Below are 20,240 nucleotides of genomic sequence, written 5' to 3' on the forward strand. Positions count from 1 at the left end.
CGCTACCCTGCTCGTTTATCTATGTAATTTATAATGCCACCCAAAATAGGAATATGCTTGTATAGCATTTCACCTACATTAAAATAGTCGCGGTGATTTATAATTTTACCTTCTTTAAATACCAACTTACTGTGCCCTTCTACCGATATAGTTTTGCCAGAAGCCAGCTTTGGGTGAGCGTAATGCATAGTCCAATACAAAAATGCTTTGTCATCACGCTCGTAGGTGTCGCTAATATCAAACTGACAATGCTTAACATTACTATATAAGTTAGAAAAGTATCGGGTAAGCTCTGTTAACCCGTTTATTTCGTGCATTGGGTCTTTAAATTTAATTTGCTCGCTGTATATATCATGGAGCAAATGCAAGTTTGATTTATCGAGTTGTTGATATATTTCTACAAATTTTTCTAGCGGTAATGCTGTTTCCATATCACACCTTAAATGCAGCTATTGCACGTTCGCGAGCTGCTTTATGATCAACAATTGCCGGCCAGTAACAGTGCTTACCCCCCCCTATTGAGCCTAAGTAAGCATGAGGAAAATGGATATGTTTATCTGGCACTTTTTCAAGCTCTGGTAAATATTTACGTATGAATTTACCATTAGGATCAAAGCGCTCACTTTGAGTAATAGGATTAAACACGCGAAAATAAGGTTGCGCGTCACAGCCTGTGCTTGCAGCCCACTGCCAGCCGCCATTGTTAGAGGCTAAATCACCATCAATAAGATGCTGCATAAAAAACGATTCGCCCTCTCGCCAGTCAATTAATAAATGTTTGGTTAAAAAGCTGGCAACCACCATTCTTAATCTATTATGCATCCACCCAGTTTGAACTAACTGCCGCATTGCAGCATCAACGAGTGGGTAACCTGTTTTTCCCTCGCACCAGGCTTTAAAGTCAGCCTCGTTTTTACGCCATGTTACGCTATTGTATTTTTCATTAAAGTTATCACCACGAGAAAGCTTAGGAAATTGCGCAATTAAATGACGATAAAATTCGCGCCAAATTAGCTCGTTTATCCAAGTAAAAGTTTTACTTTTAGAGGTAGTTAAAATATCTGGGTAGCGGTTTTGAATATTAACGAGTAACTGCTTTGGGCTTATAATACCCAGCGCTAAATACGGGCTCAAACCCGAAGTGCCCTTGATACTAGGTATATCACGCTGATCGTCGTAACTACTTAATTTGTCGCAAATAAAATTATCAACAATGGTGGCTAAGCTGTCATCATCAACAGGCCATTTTTCTGAGCTACCATCGCCTTTTAAAACCGGTGAATTGGTTTTACCTTCTGCCAGCTTTTTTAAAGGCCACGGTAGTAAACTAAAGTGAGTATCTTGATACTGTTTAAGCCACTGTTTTTTAAACGGCGTAAACACCTTATACATTTCGTTACTTTGATTTTTAACAGTGCCTACAGGTGCTATTACATCGCCTTCATAAAGCGTAAACGTGATATTTTTTTCATCACACTTTGTAAGAATTTGCGCATCGCGATTGACTTCATTTAACTCGTACTCTTTATTAGCAATTACATGTTCTACCTGATGTTTATCGCAAAACGATAAAAGCGCACTTTCACAATCAGCAAAGTAAGGTGCATCAATAATGTGAAGCTCTATCGCGTACTGCGCAAGCTGCTCACGTATATAATTGAGACGCCTTTTCAGTAAGTCAATTTGAATGGGAGCGGCATTGTGTTGTTGCCATTGTTTTTCGCAGATAAAAAAAATGGCCTTTTTAGCGCCATTATTTAGCGCTTCAATAAGCGCTTCGTTAGAAAAAAGGCGCAGATCGCGCCTAAACCAAAAAAGTGTATTCATTATATGCCGTAACGTAATTTTAGTTCATTAGGGTAAGGATTAAAAAACACCTGCTTTTCTAAGTATTCATTAGGGTGTACTTTAAGATGGTGCTTTAGCAAAGTAAGTGGCACATATAAAGGAACTAAACCTTGACGGTATTCATCGATTGCGTCACGCAATTCTTGCTTTTCAATCTTAGATAAATCTTTTTTAAAGTAACCTTGCAAGTGCATTAACGTATTACAGTTATTCCTACGCGATGCAGGCTTCTTAAGGCCATTCATTAACCCCAGAATGTACTCATCTGCTAAAGCGTTAATATCATCGCCTTTGTAAGTACCAAGTAAGTTACCTAAGTCGCGGTAGGCTTGATAATTATGAGCCATCAATAAGTACTTATATTGAGAATGAAATTGAGTAAGCTTATGTACTGTAAGCGGTTCAGAAGCTAATAGCTGCCACTGTTTGTAAGCGTACACCCGCATTACAAAGTTTTCGCGTAAGTGCATGTCGTTTAAGCGACCGTTTTCTTCACAAGGTAATAATGGATTGTGCTTCATTATTTGCTCAGCAAAAAAACCAACGCCTTCAGATGTATTACCGGTACCCGCTTCGTTATAAATTTTGATTCGTTCCATGCCACAACTTGGACTTTTAGCGCAAAATACAAAACCGCTTAAATGTTTAGCTTGCTCAGTGGCTACTTTTTTACCGTATTCAGTTAGCTTAGGCCCAACATCGCCAGTGCCATCAGGGCGGCATACTTTAATTGTATCGCCCACACGAACTTGGCGAATGGTTGGCCTAGGAATTGGTAAACCAACAGCTACCTCTGGGCAAAAACGCGTGTACTCTACATGTTTTCCAAGTTCATCCATACAAAAGTTAGACTTTTTATGGCCTGTATCAAAACGTACTTTTTCGCCTGCTAGGCAGGCGCTAATACCTATTTTTATTGTGTCTGTTTGCATAAATTCTCTTAATAAATCAAGTTACCTATAGGATTAAGTAACTTACTGAGCCCTTTATTAAAATGTAGCGCACTACTGACTACTGTAAAGCATAAACAGCCATCTTTTGTAAGTGGAGTATGTTGATGAGAGCCATCTTGCCAAATAAAGTCACCAGGCACGTAACTACCCTCTTCATCACTAAACTCGCCATCAAGTAACAGGGTTACTTCAAAGCCTGTATGAGTATGCTCTGGGATCTCTCCCCCTGCACCAATATGTAAAAGGCTTGATCGCAGCGGGCCATCATCAATAGCAACACGCGAGCGAGCAAGCTTACCCACTTGGGTAAAACGCCCATGGGAAATGCGTGTCAAAGCACGAGGTAATTCATAGTTGTGCTCATTGACTTGTACAGTTACTGGTTCTACTTCGTAAACTTCGTCAATGCTAGCATCAGCAGTGATTAAATCTAACATGTCGGTGGCAAAGTCAGATGTTTGTAAATCATTGCTCAGGTTTAATTCATCAGACACATCTGACGCCTCACTAAAGGCATCATTTGCATTGGCGGCTTCGAGCTTTGCTACTTTTGCTTGACAAACCGGACACATATCAACATGAATAGAAACCGCAACACTTAACGATGCAGGTAACTGCGCTGAACAATATTGTGCTAGTAAAGATTCACTAGGGTGATGTTTAATCATGCTGATCTCCCATTTCATTACGTAATTTTTGCAAGGCTAAACGCAATCGTGATTTTACCGTGCCTACAGGAATATTAAGTTGTTGAGCAAGTTGCTCTTGCGACATATCTTGGAAATAAACACCTCTGACTACCTCTCGCTGTGCAGCTGGCAATTTATCTAGGTAGCGTTTTATTTGCTGGTCTTCCAAATGGTCGCTAAATTCAAGTGTTGTGTCTTGAGATTCGTTAATGAGTGGCCAAATATCTTCGCTTATGTTTTCTTCTTTATTACTTTTCATTTTACGAAGCATATCGAATGAAGCGTTACGCATCACGGTGTATACCCATGTAGTTGCAGCCCCTTTATCGCTATGATACAAATGCGCTTTACGCCACACTGAGGTTAATGTTTCTTGTACAAGCTCCATTGCTTGTGCCTCTGAACCAAACTGCTTTATTCCAAAGCGTTTGATTTTTGGCGAAAAATATTCAAATAAGTAAGCAAACGCTCTCTTGTCTCGCGAAGTAGCTACATCAAGCAAAGCTTGCATAAGCTCTGCACTTGGCGTTTCTGGCATGGCAGTATATTTACCTGTATTAGGTTCACAACGTTGTGAGGGTTGTTGACTTACCATAATAATTAATCCCGTGTATGCTTTTGTACACATCTATACGCTAAGCAATTTATCGCAGATCACATTATTTTAGGCAAATTCATTGTTAATCACAGTATGGAGGAAGTTTAGTAAGTTAGCAAAGTTACTTTCGAACGCAAGTTGCTGTTTTTTATCAATAGATATAGGTAATAGTTCAAGCCAGCGCGCGGCAACCCAGGCTAAATTATCAAACTTGGTTTGCCTATATAAACTAGAGAGCTCTTTATTGTTTAAAAATATGTCCTGCAAAGAATCAGACAAACGTTGATTATCAGCCGAAATATCACTGTGTGAGTCATTGTACCAATACGGCGTATTGCAATCGCTTAATAAGCCGTGGCGCAATTCACTTTCATCTTGGTATACATCATTTATTTGCACGCTTTTAGCAGCGTACACATCAATGAGTAGCATATTGCTAGGGTCTTGATCAAAGTCGATAATATCGACCAAACAGCCCTGAGCGCTAATATTAAATGGCGTGTCGTGCTGATAGGTGCATAGTACAAAACCGACATTATTTTGTAGTGCGGTTTTTACCATGTTTAAATACCGAGGCTCAAATATACGTAAACGCGTATAGCCTTCAGGTAACACAAATATTGGTAATGGGAAAATCGCACGTTTCATAAAGTCTACTTCTTTAAATTACACTGCCTTTATTTACGTGCGCTTTTACTAAGTCGATCAGCTTACCTAAATCGAATTATCTACCCATTATTTAAAAGTTAATCCAACTACCCATACTTTTTATAACTTGAACCATATAGTAAACACTCATCATGCTTACAACAGGCGCCAACATAAGTGCAAATAATCCTAATTCGTTGCTCATCGTCTTATCCTTTTACACTTATTTAGCTTTAACTTCTGTAGTTACCACCATTGTAGACTGCGTGGTAACGTCAGTTTGTTCTTGCGCTTGATTAACTAATTGCTCAAGAGCTGCTTTGGCATCAAAACTAAGGCTCTGCGAAATTGATTGCTCGAGTTCTGCCGTTACTTGGTTAATATAGCTTGTTACGTTTTGCGTTATAATATCAGTTACATCTAGGTCCACTTCACTCGCCTGTGCCTGCGAAGAACCTAATACTAATAAACTTGCCATAGCGATTTTAATTGAATGTTTCATAATGGTATTCCTTGTTATGTATATTGTTTAGACGCAATAACATAATCAAGGGTTGTGCCAACAGAAAAATAAAAAGTAAACACTTGATATTTAAGAATTTAATTAGACTAATTAAAAATAGGCAGCGTTCAGTGCTGGTTAATTTAACTAACCTTTTTAATTTTTTGACTAATTATTAGCAAATAAATAAAGTTTAACTCTTCACAACTAAAAGTAACTCCCTGCGTTACTCTTTTGTGTGTTTAGCTAGTTTCACTTTTTTACCTAACCGATAGGCATCAACCATACTTAATAACCATATAACCACCATTAAAGGAAGGTATTGATATTCCCCAAGCTGTGCACATTCACCTGATGGATTACGAGCAGCTTGTAAAATGCCAGAAGCCGTCATCGGAATTTTACCTGCTAAAATTTCATTTGCACTACATTGCGCTACAGCCAAAATATCACCTAATGTCATAAACAAAAGTAGCGTAAATACACCTGCAAAAATGCAGCCTATTAAATGCTTTTTAAGCGAAAAATGCCCTGCCCCAGGATACACAATGGCAGTAAGTAAAACGGCTTTAAGCTCTTTTTTCATAATAAACGTGCCTTAATTAATTGAGACTATACGACCACACTATAACCGATTAATTCCTTTTAAAATCAATAAAAGTAACCAGACTAATTTACAGTAACAGTGATGGTATTGAAACATTGAGCGTACACCTGTACACTCAAGTTCAATTAATAAGTGGTAGGACTAGTATGACTATAGATGCACCCTATTCTCGCAAAGAAGAAAAACTCAATGTACTAAGTCATGCACTGGGTATATTTTTTGCTGTGTTTGTAATGTGGGATTTATTTAAACAAGCCACCAGCATAAAAGCTTATATTAGCACCGCTGTATATGGGGCTAGTTTATTTGTATTGTTTTTATCATCCACACTTTATCACGCCAGTGTGCAGCCAAAAATACGCGCTTTTTATAAAAAGTGTGATCACTGCGCTATTTACGTATTAATAGCCGGTACGTACACCCCATTTTTATTGCTATCTCTTAATGGATGGTGGTCTTGGGGCACACTGAGCTTTATTTGGGCCGTAGCAATTAGCGGCGTTGCTTATAAAGTGCTGGTTAAAAATGGTAATAAAAAAATATCGCTGGCTACCTACTTACTTATGGGCTGGTTTGCCCTCGCTATTGTATACCCGCTTTATTTAAATATTGATGTAAAAGCACTTTACTGGTTACTGGCCGGTGGCATTTTTTATAGCCTAGGTACTTTGTTTTATAATGCTAAAAGCACTCAATTCAGCCATGCTATTTGGCATTTGTTTGTGATCGCTGGATGTGTTTGCCATTACATTTCAATTAGTAAATATGTTTATTGATGGCAGCTCAGAGCGAATAGCTGTCATTCAGGTGAGTCGTCATTAACTTAGTAAGAATAAGAGGACACTTTCCTCTTTTTTACATGTTTATATAAGCTACAGAAACTATAATATTTATAGCTGGCAATAGCTTACACTATTTGCTATTAGTATAAGTTCATAAAATAAGGACGTTTTCGCGCTAAAAAAGGGAAAGTGTCCTCTGATAAAGTTGTTAGGTGCAAAGGAAGTATGACGGAAGCTGACAAGGAAATTATAGATATACTCAAGGAGTTGTTTCGTAATAAAAACAACGAGTTTGTTGATCCCGACGATCTACTTCGAGAGCAAATTGTTAAGTGGTCTATTTATATGGCTGTATTGGGGTTACTTATTCTTTTGCCTATCAAAATCTTTGGTAACGCCGACCAATCTGCTGCAAGTAGCATTTTATCTGGTATCGTTGGCTTAGCTTTTACTCTTTTGTTCATTCACTTAAATATAAAATCTAAAAATCCAAGCATAATAATGTACGTGCTCACATGGTTTTCGTTAATGTTAAGCTTATGGCTTGCCGGCTAGTTGCACCTAACAAACGCATTAACACTCGCTGCGCTCGCTAGGGACAAAAACACGTAGGCTCCCTGCGCTTCGCTTGGTATTGTAGCCTACGTGTTTTTGCCCGTTATGCGGGCGTTACCACCGTCCGCTTATGGCACTTTCCAGCCACTCGACAACATAAAATATTGATTATAATTGGCTAGGTATTTTACTGTGTCGGATGGCGCTTCGCTTATCCGACCTACATTAGAATTAATCTGCCCGAAGTGGTCTTATCACTCCCACCTGTACTCGCGCATATTTACTTTATCGTTTTTAAAGCTAACCCCTTCAGATAACAGCTTTTGGCGCTGCTCTTGGTATTTATCACTACCTGAAGGAAACGATATTTTACCTTGGCTGTTTACTACTCTGTGCCACGGTATAACAGAGTCATTTGGCATTTGCTTTAAAAGCCGCCCTACTAGACGTGAATTTTGCGGGTAACCGGCAAGCGTTGCTACTTGCCCATAACTTGCTACAAAACCTGCAGGTATACTGGCAATGATGGTGTAGATGAGGGTTTCTTTATCGATATCAGCGCTCATTCACGTACGCCTCACTGAGTACTTTAAATTGCTCCCAAATAGAGCGCGCAACAGGGCCATGGTGTATTGCATCACGCCTAAATGCACGTACCTCTATACCAAACTGATCTTCTCTGTCGTTTATATGTATTTGCTGCAACAGCCCCGCTTCTATTTCAGGGGCGCAATAGTCTATATTCATCATTGCCCAGCCAGCACCCGCAAGCAAAAACGACTTTAAATTAGTTACATCGTCAATCTTCATTAAGGCAGAACCTTTTGAGTAAGAAAGCTTGTCGCTGTCTATGCTTAAGTCGCTTTCAAACATGGCCAAACACGGGTAATTTTGTAGCTCGTTAAAGGTCATGTGCTTAGGGTATTTATTAGTAGATGCAATAATACCAATATTTAGTTTACCAATAGGCAAACTTTCTAAATGCCCTGTTGCATGAAACAAATCAAACCATGGGCCTATGCCTAGCTCAACTTGCCCACTATTTACTTGCTCTAAAGAAACAAAGCGTTTGCCACTGGTTAAATTAAACTCTGTACGCTTAAATAATCTAAAAGTATTACTTATGATCTCGTTATAACTGTCTTTATGACATATTTGTTCGTAGCAAATGCGATATTGTGGCTCGTTACCGAGTGCAAGCTCTTTGGCAAGCTGTGCTAACTCGTCATTGGCATGCAATAGTTGTTGTGCTTCGCGGTGAAAAACACGCCCTTTTTCAGTTAGCTGTAATCGGTACTTGCTTCTATCAAGTAATTCAAAGCCAATTTTTGCCTCTAAGTTTTTAATTGCTAAGGTAAGTGCAGGCTGAGTTTTATGTAATTTAAGCGCCGCGCCACTTAAACTTGCACTTTGTACAATGGCATCTAAAATTTGTAATTGATTCAGCTTCATACTGCGCTCAACATGATCATAAATAAAACTTATTATGTTTCTAAAATTTAATGAATTTTATTTTATATGGTTGCGGCGTATCCTGCACTTAATTATTTTGCCCATCATTGCCACGGAGAAGACATGAAACTCTTTCGTCTATGTATACTTACTACGACTTTACTTACTTTAATGGCCTGTTCAGAGCCAGAGCAGCAAGTAAAAGAAGAGCCCATTAGGCCTGTAAAGTTATTCAATATAGGACATGATTCGCAAACAAATGTGCGCAGTTTTCCTGCTGAAGTGGTTGCTAACCAAGGCTCATACTTAGCGTTTAGAGTTAATGGTGAATTGGTAGAGTTTCCTGTTTTAGCAGGTGAAGAAGTTGAGAAAGGCCAGCTTTTAGCAAAACTCGACCCAGAAGATTTTCAATTACAGTACGACGATAGAAAAGCCCGTTATGAACTTGCTAAATCGCAACTTAGTCGTATTAAGCAACTATACGAGAAAAAAATAGCGAGCCAATCAGAGTACGATGAAGCGTTGGCAAATATGCAAGTGGCAGAGTCAGCATTTAAGATTGCTGAAACTAATCTAGAATACAGCGAATTGCGCGCTCCATTTGCTGGTACTGTTGCCAAAGTATTTGTTAAAAACTTTGAAAACATTCAAGCCAAACAAAACATATTACGCTTAGAAACACGTGATTTAATGGATGTTGAGATCCAAGTTCCTGAAAAAATCATTGCGCGTATCAAAAAAGGCAGCGACTACCACCCAACCGTTGTGTTCGATGGTTTTACTAACAAAGAATACACCTTAGATTTAAAAGAGTGGGATACGCAGGCGGATCCGACAACGCTCACTTACAAAGTTGTTTTTTCATTGCCTGTTCCTAAAGACTTTAACCTCCTTGCAGGAATGACCGGGCGTGTATTTATTGATTTATCTAAAGTAACCAGCTCGCAAGTGGCTTACACTATTTTACCAATAGAGTCGGTTTTTTCTGAAGCTAAAGAAAGCGTGTCAGATAACGCTTATGTGTGGATATACAACCCCGAAACCGGCGTTGTTAACAAGCAAGCTGTTAAAGTCGGTCAAGTACACCGTGACGGCATTGAAGTACTGAGCGGCGTTAAAGAAGGCCAAATTGTCGTTTCTGCTGGCGTGCATTCATTAGATGAAGGCATGAAAGTACGCCCATGGAATAAAGAGCGAGGCTTATAATTATGAGCTTTGCACAACTCTCTATAGAGAAAAAAGTAATTAGCTGGATGTTTGCACTACTGCTGTTAATTGGCGGGAGTGTGTCGTACTTTGATTTAGGCCAACTAGAAGACCCAGAGTTTACGCTTAAAACCGCCATGGTTATTACTATGTACCCAGGTGCGTCACCACAACAAGTAGAGGAAGAAGTCACCTTCCCAATTGAAAATGCAATTCAGCAACTCCCTTACGTTGATTTTGTAACCTCTATTTCGTCAAATGGTAAGTCGCAAATATCGGTAGAAATGAAAAGCACCTACCGCAAAGATCAGCTGCGCCAAATTTGGGATGAAATGCGCCGTAAAATAAACGATTTAGCGCCTTCACTCCCAAGTGGTGTTTACCCGAGCACTATTTTAGATGACTTTGGCGATGTATACGGCGTTATGTATGCGGTTACCGGCGATGGCTACTCTTATGATGAGCTTAAAGATTACACCGATTACTTAAAGCGTGAACTCGTACTTGTTAAAGGCGTGAGTAAAGTAACCATTGCAGGTGAACAACAGCCACAAGTTATGGTTGAAGTGTCGACCCGCAAGTTAGCGCAGCTCGGTATTGCCCCAAGCCATATTTTTGGTTTACTGCAATCTCAAAATACAGTCTCTAACGCAGGTAAAATTAGAGTGGGCGATGAGTCTATACGCTTTCACCCAACCGGCGAATTTAAAGATGTTAAAGAGCTCGAAACCCTACTTATATCAAAACCCGGTGCTAGCGAGCTTATTTACCTAGGTGATGTAGCCAAAGTATTTAGAGAATACGCAGAAGTACCCAACAATGTTATTCGCTACAACTCAGAGCAAGCACTTTTAATTGGCGTTTCGTTTATGAATAGCGTGAACGTAGTCGATGTAGGTAAGCGTATTGACGAACACTTAGCAGAGCTTGAATACCAGCGCCCCCACGGCATACATGTAAAATCGGTATATAACCAGCCTAAAGAAGTAGAAAAATCGGTAGATGGCTTTATTGTCAGCCTAGTAGAGGCGATTGCCATTGTAATTGTGGTACTGCTTATATTTATGGGGTTAAAAAGCGGTATTTTAATTGGCGGGATTTTATTACTAACCGTTCTAGGCACCTTTATATTTATGAAGCTGTTTGCCATAGACCTGCAACGTATTTCTTTGGGTGCGCTGATTATTGCCCTTGGTATGCTGGTAGATAACGCCATAGTAGTAACCGAAGGCATATTAATAAATTTAAAGCGTGGCCAAACTAAGTTAAAAGCGGCGGTTAATATTGTAGAACAAACTAAATGGCCGCTACTAGGCGCTACAGTTATTGGTATTACTGCGTTTGCCCCTATTGGCCTAAGCTCTGATGCGACCGGTGAATTTGCCGGTAGCTTATTTTGGGTGTTGTTTATATCGCTTTTACTAAGCTGGATCACCGCCATTACGCTTACACCATTTTTTGCAAATTTAATGTTTAAACAAGATGAGTTTAAAAAAGGTAAAAATGCTGAGGGCGAAGAAGAAGACGACGACCCATACCAAGGCTTTATTTTTACCGGCTATAAAGCACTTTTAGATGTGTCTATGCATTATCGTAAAACCACGCTTGTGCTTATGGTTGTACTCCTTTGCTCGGCAGTGGTTGGTTTTGGTGCAGTTAAACAATCGTTTTTCCCTGCCTCTAACACGCCTATGTTTTACGTAGATTACTGGCAGCAACAAGGCTCTGACATAAGAGCAACGCTCGAGGGAATTAAAAAGCTTGAAAACTACCTTCAAAAAGAAGAGCTAGTAGAAGAAATAACCAGTACTACAGGTCAAGGTGCTCCGCGCTTTATGCTCACTTATGCACCGCAAAAGTCGTACTCGTCATACGGGCAGCTCATTATTAGAGTAAAAAACCGCGAGGCGGTAGCTGTAGTAATGCAAAAAGTGCGAGAGTACTCTCAAAGTACACCCCTTTCAGCTGAGCTTAAAATTAAGCCAATGGAAATTGGCCCCTCAACCGATGCTAAAATTGAAGCTCGCTTTACAGGCCCAGACCCGGTAATACTGAGACAATTAGCCGCCCAAGCTGAAGAAGTTATCGCACAAGACGACGGCGCTTATAATATTCGTGATGATTGGCGCGCACGTACTAAAATGATTCGCCCACAATTTAACGAACAAAAAGCGCGCCGCTTAGGTATTAGTAAGTCGGACCTTGATGATGTGCTGCTTACTAGTCTTTCGGGCAAGCAAGTGGGTGTATACCGCGATGGTACACAACTACTGCCAATAATTGCTCGCTCACCGGCAAATGAGCGCCTAAATGTAGAAAGCGTTCATGATTTACAAATATACAGCCCAGTACTGGGGGTATTTGTACCAGTAACACAAGTGGTTGACGAATTTGTAGTTGAATGGGAAGACAGCCTAATTATGCGCCGCGACAGAAAGCGCACAATAACGGTTATGGCCGATCACAACGTATTAGGTGATGAAACTGCCGCCAAGCTTTTTGCTCGCATACGCGGACCTGTAGAAGCAATAGAGTTACCACGTGGCTATAAATTAGAATGGGGCGGCGAGTATGAGTCGTCATCGGATGCGCAAGCCGCTATATTTGGCTCATTACCGCTGGGTTATTTAGCAATGTTTGCGGTAACCGTACTGCTGTTCAATTCACTTAAACAACCTTTAGTTATTTGGGCTACAGTGCCACTTGCCATTATAGGTGTGAGTGCAGGCATGTTAATAATGAATGCACCATTTAGCTTTATGGCGCTACTTGGATTACTGAGTTTAAGCGGAATGCTAATTAAAAACGGTATTGTGTTGGTTGATCAAATAAACCTTGAGCTTCGCGATGGTAAATCGCCTTATCAAGCTGTATTTGAATCGGGCGTTAGCCGTGTACGCCCTGTAGCCATGGCGGCTATTACCACTATTTTAGGTATGATCCCGCTGTTATTTGACGTGTTCTTCCAGTCAATGGCGGTAACGATTATGTTTGGTTTAGGCTTTGCGACCATACTTACGCTTATCGTAGTGCCTGTGCTTTATACTGTTGTATTTAGAATAGACTACGAGCCTAGAAAGTAATTTAAAAGCCTTACAGGACGCTTAAAACGCAGCTTACCTCACCGTAGCTGCGTTTTTTATTATTTAAACCGAGGTTAAAGATGGACATAATAAGCACGCTCATACTAATACTAGGCTGTATATGTATTCTCTTTGGCTATTTTCGCTTTATAAGCGACGAAAATGGCAATGTAGATTTAAACAACTACCGTTTTACGGGCGGTATTGCGTTGGTAATAACGGGCATGTTTGACGGTACTTATGATTTAATTAAACAGCTGCGCTCTAAAAACAGCGTATCTGCATTAGCCGTTTATTTAGGGCTTTTTTTACTTTATATTGGCGTTGTGTTTTATAAATAACCCCTCAAATGACAGCAAAACAACTTTTTAGAATAATAATTACCGCGAGCTTACTACTCCCTCCCCTATTTTTTATTGCTTGGGATGAAAATCTCGATCCCCCCTTTATTGCCAATACTGCTTATGATTTTTTAACACGTAAGCTGCTTCCTGCTTTGTCAGTAGTAATTAGTATTGCAGCAGGTATGTACGGATACAAAAAGTACAACGCATGCATAACGTTTAAATCAAATTTTAAAGATTATTTAGAACACGATGGAAAGCTTAGGGGCTGGCTGGGTATTTTGTTTATACCGGTTTTAGTTTATTTATGGCTGTGGGCTAGTTTTTGTATTTCTGTAAAGCTTTGGACTTATTATTATAGCGAGAATAGCTGGCAGCAAGAGTACCAGCTACTGGCTGTAGAGGCCTGCCCGCGTGATTACGAATACAGCTGCGCAAAACTGGTTGTGCTTGATTTACACACTTATAGAAAACGCTCTTTTAGATGGTATTTAGATAAGCAAAAACTAAAACGGTTAAAAAATGAAAAAATAAACATCGTGGGCGTTAAAAGCCCACTCGGTTACGTTGTGCATCAAATACAGTGGTAAGTGCACACGCTATTTTTTTAAACTTAACGTACCAGATGAGCGCGATTTACCGTTTGATGACTTTTTGTTGTTTGCGTTTTTGCTATCGCCTTGAGTATTTATAACTACGCCCCCTTTACCTACATAGGTGGTTGAACGCTTTTGAAAGGCCGTGTTACTTCTTTGAGTGCGAGTGCCTCGCTCATTATTAAATGCACGTGAGTTTTCACCCTGAAAATTACGCTTTTTAGGCTCACCTTTGCTATTGGCATTTTGCTTATTAGTATCAACCGAGTGCTCTTGCGTTTTACCCGAGTCAGCAATTGAATCATTAATTTGCGCCATTTCTACGTCAGTTAAATGTCGCCACTGGCCTACTTTTAAACCCTTTAACGTTACATTCATAATGCGGGTACGCTTAAGGGTCACCACTTCATAACCTAGGTATTCACACATACGACGAATTTGGCGATTTAACCCCTGCGTAAGCACAATTTTGAATTCTTGCGGCGCTGTTTGTGTCACTTTACATTTTTTTGTGACGGTATCTAAAATAGGAATACCGTTGGCCATTTTGCTCACAAACTGGCGGTTTAGTGGTTTATCAACTGTCACCACGTATTCTTTTTCGTGGTTATTACCTGCTCGCAAAATTTTATTAACGATGTCGCCTTCGTTAGTTAAAAAAATCAATCCTTCAGAAGGTCTATCTAAACGGCCGATAGGAAATATGCGGGTGGGATAATTAACAGCTTTTACAATATTACTTTGAATTTTACTCTCGGTGGTACAGGTAATACCCACTGGCTTATTATACGCAATGTAAACACGCTTTGGTTTTTCGCGCAGCGGTTTTCCATCTACTAAAACAGTATCAGTATCTGCCACTTTTACGCCCATTTCAGGCGTATTACCATTAACCGTTACACGACCTTGCTCAATATATTTATCGGCTTCACGGCGTGAACAAAAACCTGTTTCACTAATAAATTTATTTAAACGTTTTAATTCGGTCATGGCACTTAATGGTCCTAATTTTAAAGGCGACTAGTGTAAACCACACGCAATTATTTTTCGCCCCTAATTTAAACCTTTATGCATTAATTTTTGCGATTTTTGCTTGAGCTAACTTACGCCAAACATATTCCAGCGGCCCTTGCTCATAATAGCGACAATATAAAGCTGTAAACAATAGCTGCAAAGTAACCAGGCCGGTCGCGACTAACCAATAGTCTATGCGGTTAAAACTCAATACCCACTGCGGATACAATACTTTATAAAGCAGCAGCTGCATAAGTGTTTGTCCTATATATAGGGTAAACGCTAAACGTCCAGCCTGCTGAATAAGCCGCCCTACATGGGCACGGTTATTACAAAATTTAACGATAAGATGAATATAAAATACAGCCATGAACAACGCGGCAAAGGTATTTATAAACTCTTGTATGGCGTAACCTGCTCCCCCTGTAAACTGTGACGCATACAGCCTCATGCCCGAAAAAATAAAAGCACCAGCTATACAAACAATAAGGTACGGCTTGGTTAAACCTTTATTAAAAACCTCATTTTTATATAAATAGATGCCAATCAGCATTAGCCCTACGCACAGCCACATGATCATGATAGGAACAGCTACCAGCATTAATACATTCATACCTAGATTACTCAAAAAGTAATCGCTGTAATGCGGGCTATATAAATCGATATACTGCGCTGTGTCACGATAAATTACCTCATCTGGTACACTAAAAAGTACCAACGCCGTGGCTACACAACCAATTAAAAGAAACTCCCCCGCCCTTTTTAAAAGTAGTTGGTTATTACTTTGCAAATATTTTAGGGTAAACCAGCCAGATACACCGTACAAAAATAAAATGTCGCCAGCCCACAGTAAAAAACCATGTACCAAACCAAAAATGATAAGCCAATGCAATCGCGCTTTTAAAGGGGCTGTTGATTTAACTTTGTGCCATTGAATATACAGCACTGCACCAAACAATAAGCAAAACAGCGTTCTAAATCGGCCATCCACAAAAAAAGTACTCACAGCATGGATAAGGGCGTCGCTAAAAGGCGGGGTAGATAAAGGAATATAGCTATAGTCCATTAAGCCAAACGCATAGCCATTCATATACACTAAGCAAAGCACAGCAATGCCACGAATAAAGTCCATATTATAATTTCGCATAATGAGCGGTTACTGTCCTTTAACTATTATTTTTATAATTATCTGCCCAATCTACGGCTTGTTTATATAACCCTGGCAGCACATCACTTTTAACATTAAGTAATATAACGGCTTTTTCTAATGTCCACCAGCTACCTGTTTCGTACGCTTGTACTACATTTAAGATATAATATAGGGTGTTTTTTTCGTCTAATAATGCCGCTTTAATGTCATCAGGAAAAGGTAATTTTTCGACTAATAAACTCATGGGTTGATCAAGTATTGCATCGAGTAACGAAAACAAGCCGGTTAAAAACGCCTCACCCGCAAGCGATTTAGACACCTGCTTTGCTATTAGCTCACAAAAGCGTGCTCTAACTACACACATTTGCATTAGTTCTGCTGGCTTTTTACCCGCGGTGTGCGCGGTAACAATTAAACTAACAAACTTTTTTAAACGCTCATGCCCTAAATACACTAACGCCTGTTTAATAGATGATATTTTGCTTTGAATAGGAAAAACACCACTGTTAATTAGCCGCATAAGCTTATAAGCCAGGGCTGCATCGGCTTCAAATAACGCAGTAATTTGCTTTATATCTGGGCTTGATTTCATTACTTGCGCGTAAATAGCCACAACTAACGCATAGTTATAATCAATGTCTTGCTGTTCGTGCATTGTGGGCTTAGCAAAAAAGTAGCCTTGGAAATAATCAAACCCCATTTTATGGGCTTGATGATAATCGGCTTGGGTTTCTATTTTTTCAGCTAATATTTTAATTTTTTTATGCTGTTTTAACTTTTCTACAATCTCAGCAATATCTGATAAAGGCGTTTGCGCAATATCAAACTTTACTAGCTTAATAAACTTTAAAAATCGCTCCCATTGTTCGTTATAAACAAAGTCATCTAATGCGAGTTTATAGTTTTTATGAAAAAGCTCTCTGCAAAGCTGATAGTTATCGTCGGTGGGTTCAATGGTTTCTAATAGCTCAATGACCACATCTTTACAGGGTAAAAAGTCACATAAATTGTGCTTTAAAGAGTCTGGGCCTATATTTATCAGTGCCGTTTTACCTGAGGTGATGTGGCGTGTACCTAAATTAAGCTGGTTTTCCATTATTAGGCGAGCAGTTGCTTGACCTTCTTCTATATTGGGAAAAAAGTTTTCAGCACTATTACGAAATAAAAGCTCGTAAGCAACTACATTTTGCTTACGATTAAATATTGCTTGCCTTGCAACAAATACAGACACATTCCCTACTTCTTATTTATATACTCAAACTAAGTAATTAATAGCCTAAATAGGTAAAAATGTCACTTCTGTTGCATTTAAATTTAATGATTTAGCAATACATGCTTGAAATATAATCAGCAGCGACCGTTTCCCACGAAAAACGTGCTCCTTTAGCATTAGCTGTAATTTTTTCCCATTGCTTAGGATTTTGCTGTTTTAGCGTAAGGGTTTCAGTTAAGCATGTCATTAACCCATCAACTTGCTCATCCAACGAGCCGCCAAAAAACGCAAAGCCATTGTTTTTGTGGCTTACGGTGTCTTTTAAACCGCCAACACTGTGTACTAAACAAGGTTGCCCTGCGCGCATAGCAAGCATTTGACTAATTCCGCAAGGTTCAAACGAGCTTGGCATTAAAAATAAATCCCCAAGCTCATATAGGCTGTCGCCAATACCTTGGCCATATCCTTTTAAAAACAGTAAGTTTGCATTGCGTGCCATAGCCTTAGTAAAAATACTTTCAAGAGCTTTGTCACCAGAGCCTAAAATAATAAGACGGCCATTAAAACGGTCAATTATTTCACACGCTTTATCAAGCGCTAATGCATTACCGTATTGTTGACAAAGTAATAGCACCTTTTGCTCGGTCAGCCTGCCAACACTTGTTACAAGGGGCCCGTCTATTGGCGTGTTTTTAAACTGCAGCATGCGCTGATGCGCAATATAGTAGCTCGTTTCAAGCTGTTCATGTTTTACCATCCAGTTAAATAAGGTATGTTCAATACGCTCATACAAAAGCGATAAACTAACCTGTTCAGGACTTTGCTCAGGGTATTCACAGCCATTTAATATCCCCACTACCTTGCCTTGGGCCGATTGATTTTGTAAATCAAGCTCTAAGCCTTCTCCACCAAAAAAACCTTGCTGATAATTACTCGGCTTTAGTACCTCAGTACTGTAACTAGGTGAGACTAAATGCACTTTATCAGCCAAATTTATAGCGCTGCGCATAGGGTTAAAGCAGTGTGGGTAACGAGGGTCGCACAAATGTTGCCCGTTATAACCTAACGAAGGAAACCAGGCCTCTAAACTCGAGTCATCGTGTTTAAAAGGTCTGATCCCTTGCAGTGCTAAATTATGAACAGTGTAGGCAATGTGCAAATTAGCAAGCGTATCGTAGCGTTTATCAAATTTTAATAACACGGCAACACAGGCGCTGTGCCAATCGTGAAGATGCAGTGCTTGAGGGCGCTTTAATAATCCCTGCAATAACACTTCACATATTGCGGCACTAAATAATGCATATTTGGTTGCATCTGTTGCAAAAGGTCGCCCGGGTTCGTCATTGCAGTACACCGACCCCGATTGGCTAAACAGTGTATGCGAAATAACAAATTGATTAATGTGTGTGTTGTCATCACATATTTTAAATACAGATAATACCTGTGGCTGCGCTCTAAATATAACAGTGACATCACCTATATATTCACGTTGCAGTTGCTCAAACCCATAATCAGGAATAACAACATCTACGCTCACGCCTTGTGCGGCTAGTGCTTTTGGGGCATCTCTGACTACATCTGCTACCCCGCCCACTTTAGCGTTTGGTAAAGCATCGTTTTCTGCGGCAACCATTAATACATGCATTTATTTACTACTTCCTTAACCTTTGTTATTCGCATCCGATTTTAAGCGAACTTTTTATTTTCGTGTGCTTGACGCTCAAGCTTTTTAGCAAGTTCAGTGAGCATATCACGGGTCACAAGCACTATGCCTTTTTTAGACACCCTAAAGCCATTTTCTTCATCGGCTTTTCTATCGTAGCCAATTTCAAGCCCTGCCGGTATTTCACAGCTTCGATCAATTATGGCTCGCTTAATTTTACAATGACGATTAATGAGAGCCCCAGGTAAAATAACCGATTGGTCTATTTCACAAAATGAGCGCACATGCACGTTAGAAAACAGCAGTGATTTTCTAACCACTGAGCCCGATACAATACACCCTCCTGATACAGTTGAGTCTACCGCCATACCGCGTCTATCTTCATCATCAAAAATAAACTTAGCCGGTGGCAACTGCTCTTGGTAGGTCCAAATAGGCCAGGTTGGATCGTATAAATCTAGCTGTGGCTCGGGCATTACTAATTCCATATTGGCTTCCCAAAACGAGTCTAACGTTCCTACATCGCGCCAATAAGGTTGCCCTTCTTGCATGGGATCTCTAAACGGAAACGCATACACACTGTGCTCCTCTATAATGGCCGGAATAATATCGTGCCCAAAATCGCGGCCAGAACCTTCATTTTCAGCATCTTTTTTTAGCTGCTCAAATAAAAACTCAGTATTAAACACATAGTTGCCCATAGAGGCTAAGCAGGTTCCTGGCTTACCAGGAACAGAGCTGGGGATAGAAGGTTTTTCATCAAAGCGGCATACCCGATTTTTTTCATCAACGGTCATTACCCCAAAGGTGTCTGCGGCCTCTTCAACAGGTACTTCAAGACAACATACAGTCATGTCGGCGCCTTTTTGCACATGCTCAGCTAATAGGGCGCCGTAATCCATTCGATAAACGTGATCGCCTGACAAAATCATCACATATTTTGGCAGTTCGTGGCGAATTATATCCATGTTTTGAAAAACCGCATCGGCAGTCCCACAATACCACTCATCACCATTACGCTGAGATGCGGGTAAAATTTCAACCGACTCCCCCAGCTCCTTTTTAAAATGGCCCCAGGCGCGATTAACATGGCGGATCAAAGAGTGTGATTTATACTGTGTGGCGATGCCTACACGTCTCACACCCGAATTAATACAATTTGATAATGGAAAATCGATAATACGGTGCTTGCCACCAAAATAAACAGCGGGCTTCGCGCGCCAATCTGTCAATTCGTGTAAGCGTGAGCCGCGTCCACCAGCCAGTATTAACGCGTACGTATCTCGGGTTAAGCTACTTATGTAACGATTTGCATAACTAGGCATAATACTCTCTCC

21 protein-coding genes are annotated in these 20,240 nt (G+C 40.0%); 6 read left to right on the plus strand and 15 right to left on the minus strand.

Features of this window, described 5'->3' with window-relative positions; all coding sequences use genetic code 11:
• Positions 1-2: 2 nt before the first annotated feature.
• From AN393_RS01240 to AN393_RS01275, 8 genes are all read right to left on the minus strand, one after another.
• On the minus strand, positions 3-431 hold the full coding sequence (locus AN393_RS01240) for a nuclear transport factor 2 family protein (protein ID WP_055013670.1): 429 nt from the start codon (positions 429-431) through the stop codon (positions 3-5).
• 1 nt (position 432) lies between these two features.
• A complete protein-coding gene (gene phrB / locus AN393_RS01245) occupies positions 433-1,827 on the minus strand; it encodes a deoxyribodipyrimidine photo-lyase (RefSeq protein ID WP_055017108.1) in 1,395 nt (464 codons plus the stop codon).
• Entirely contained in the window at positions 1,827-2,780 is a 954-nt protein-coding gene (locus tag AN393_RS01250) for a DUF523 and DUF1722 domain-containing protein (protein WP_055013672.1), read from the minus strand. Before AN393_RS01250 ends, phrB begins: the two co-directional genes overlap by 1 nt.
• An 8-nt stretch (positions 2,781-2,788) precedes the next feature.
• Positions 2,789-3,469: a ChrR family anti-sigma-E factor gene (locus AN393_RS01255; protein ID WP_055017109.1), complete on the minus strand. Its 681-nt coding sequence runs from the start codon at positions 3,467-3,469 to the stop codon at positions 2,789-2,791.
• The gene (locus AN393_RS01260) at positions 3,462-4,085 is read right to left on the minus strand and encodes a sigma-70 family RNA polymerase sigma factor (RefSeq protein ID WP_055013851.1); all 624 of its coding nucleotides are present in this window, start codon (positions 4,083-4,085) and stop codon (positions 3,462-3,464) included. Before AN393_RS01260 ends, AN393_RS01255 begins: the two co-directional genes overlap by 8 nt.
• A 69-nt stretch (positions 4,086-4,154) precedes the next feature.
• Positions 4,155-4,736 carry an LON peptidase substrate-binding domain-containing protein gene (locus AN393_RS01265; protein ID WP_055013674.1) on the minus strand — a complete coding sequence of 194 codons (582 nt, stop codon included), beginning with the start codon at positions 4,734-4,736 and terminating at the stop codon, positions 4,155-4,157.
• A 223-nt stretch (positions 4,737-4,959) separates the two neighbouring features.
• Positions 4,960-5,238, minus strand: coding sequence for a hypothetical protein (locus AN393_RS01270; protein ID WP_055013675.1), 279 nt, complete (start codon positions 5,236-5,238; stop codon positions 4,960-4,962).
• Between the two features lie 226 nt (positions 5,239-5,464).
• Complete coding sequence (locus AN393_RS01275; RefSeq protein WP_055017110.1) at positions 5,465-5,824, minus strand: hypothetical protein; 360 nt, start codon at positions 5,822-5,824, stop codon at positions 5,465-5,467.
• 167 nt (positions 5,825-5,991) lie between these two features.
• On the opposite strand from AN393_RS01275, the gene AN393_RS01280 reads away from it, so the two are divergent.
• A complete protein-coding gene (locus tag AN393_RS01280; RefSeq protein ID WP_055017111.1) occupies positions 5,992-6,621 on the plus strand; it encodes a hemolysin III family protein in 630 nt (209 codons plus the stop codon).
• 231 nt (positions 6,622-6,852) lie between these two features.
• A complete protein-coding gene (locus AN393_RS01285; protein ID WP_055017112.1) occupies positions 6,853-7,182 on the plus strand; it encodes a hypothetical protein in 330 nt (109 codons plus the stop codon).
• A 254-nt stretch (positions 7,183-7,436) separates the two neighbouring features.
• Here AN393_RS01285 and AN393_RS01290 read toward each other — a convergent pair whose 3' ends face one another.
• Positions 7,437-7,748, minus strand: coding sequence for an MGMT family protein (locus AN393_RS01290; RefSeq protein ID WP_055017113.1), 312 nt, complete (start codon positions 7,746-7,748; stop codon positions 7,437-7,439).
• Positions 7,738-8,634, minus strand: a complete 897-nt coding sequence (locus AN393_RS01295) for a LysR family transcriptional regulator (RefSeq protein WP_055017114.1) — start codon at positions 8,632-8,634, stop codon at positions 7,738-7,740. The genes AN393_RS01290 and AN393_RS01295 overlap by 11 nt, the downstream gene beginning before the upstream one ends.
• A gap of 123 nt (positions 8,635-8,757) precedes the next feature.
• Between AN393_RS01295 and AN393_RS01300 the strand changes: the two genes are divergently transcribed.
• The 4 genes from AN393_RS01300 to AN393_RS01315 all read left to right on the plus strand — a co-directional run bounded on the left by AN393_RS01300 (position 8,758) and on the right by AN393_RS01315 (position 13,857).
• The gene (locus AN393_RS01300; RefSeq protein ID WP_055013681.1) at positions 8,758-9,840 is read left to right on the plus strand and encodes an efflux RND transporter periplasmic adaptor subunit; all 1,083 of its coding nucleotides are present in this window, start codon (positions 8,758-8,760) and stop codon (positions 9,838-9,840) included.
• A 2-nt stretch (positions 9,841-9,842) separates the two neighbouring features.
• Complete coding sequence (locus AN393_RS01305) at positions 9,843-12,923, plus strand: efflux RND transporter permease subunit (protein WP_055017115.1); 3,081 nt, start codon at positions 9,843-9,845, stop codon at positions 12,921-12,923.
• Between the two features lie 80 nt (positions 12,924-13,003).
• Positions 13,004-13,264, plus strand: a complete 261-nt coding sequence (locus tag AN393_RS01310; protein ID WP_055017116.1) for a hypothetical protein — start codon at positions 13,004-13,006, stop codon at positions 13,262-13,264.
• An 8-nt stretch (positions 13,265-13,272) separates the two neighbouring features.
• Positions 13,273-13,857, plus strand: coding sequence for a hypothetical protein (locus tag AN393_RS01315; RefSeq protein ID WP_055017117.1), 585 nt, complete (start codon positions 13,273-13,275; stop codon positions 13,855-13,857).
• A 9-nt stretch (positions 13,858-13,866) separates the two neighbouring features.
• Here AN393_RS01315 and rluF read toward each other — a convergent pair whose 3' ends face one another.
• The 5 genes from rluF to glgC form a co-directional block, all read right to left on the minus strand.
• Positions 13,867-14,853, minus strand: a complete 987-nt coding sequence (gene rluF, locus AN393_RS01320; RefSeq protein WP_055017118.1) for a 23S rRNA pseudouridine(2604) synthase RluF — start codon at positions 14,851-14,853, stop codon at positions 13,867-13,869.
• Between the two features lie 76 nt (positions 14,854-14,929).
• Entirely contained in the window at positions 14,930-16,009 is a 1,080-nt protein-coding gene (locus AN393_RS01325; RefSeq protein WP_055017119.1) for a DUF418 domain-containing protein, read from the minus strand.
• A gap of 34 nt (positions 16,010-16,043) precedes the next feature.
• Positions 16,044-17,258 carry an EAL and HDOD domain-containing protein gene (locus AN393_RS01330; protein WP_055017120.1) on the minus strand — a complete coding sequence of 405 codons (1,215 nt, stop codon included), beginning with the start codon at positions 17,256-17,258 and terminating at the stop codon, positions 16,044-16,046.
• 91 nt (positions 17,259-17,349) lie between these two features.
• Complete coding sequence (locus AN393_RS01335; protein WP_055017121.1) at positions 17,350-18,885, minus strand: glycogen synthase; 1,536 nt, start codon at positions 18,883-18,885, stop codon at positions 17,350-17,352.
• 41 nt (positions 18,886-18,926) lie between these two features.
• Positions 18,927-20,228 (minus strand): glucose-1-phosphate adenylyltransferase, encoded by a 1,302-nt coding sequence (gene glgC / locus AN393_RS01340; protein WP_055013689.1) that lies wholly within the window; start codon positions 20,226-20,228, stop codon positions 18,927-18,929.
• Positions 20,229-20,240: the final 12 nt, after the last annotated feature.

The organism is Pseudoalteromonas sp. P1-25 (genome assembly GCF_001401805.1).
In the GTDB taxonomy this organism is placed as follows: Bacteria; Pseudomonadota; Gammaproteobacteria; order Enterobacterales; family Alteromonadaceae; genus Pseudoalteromonas.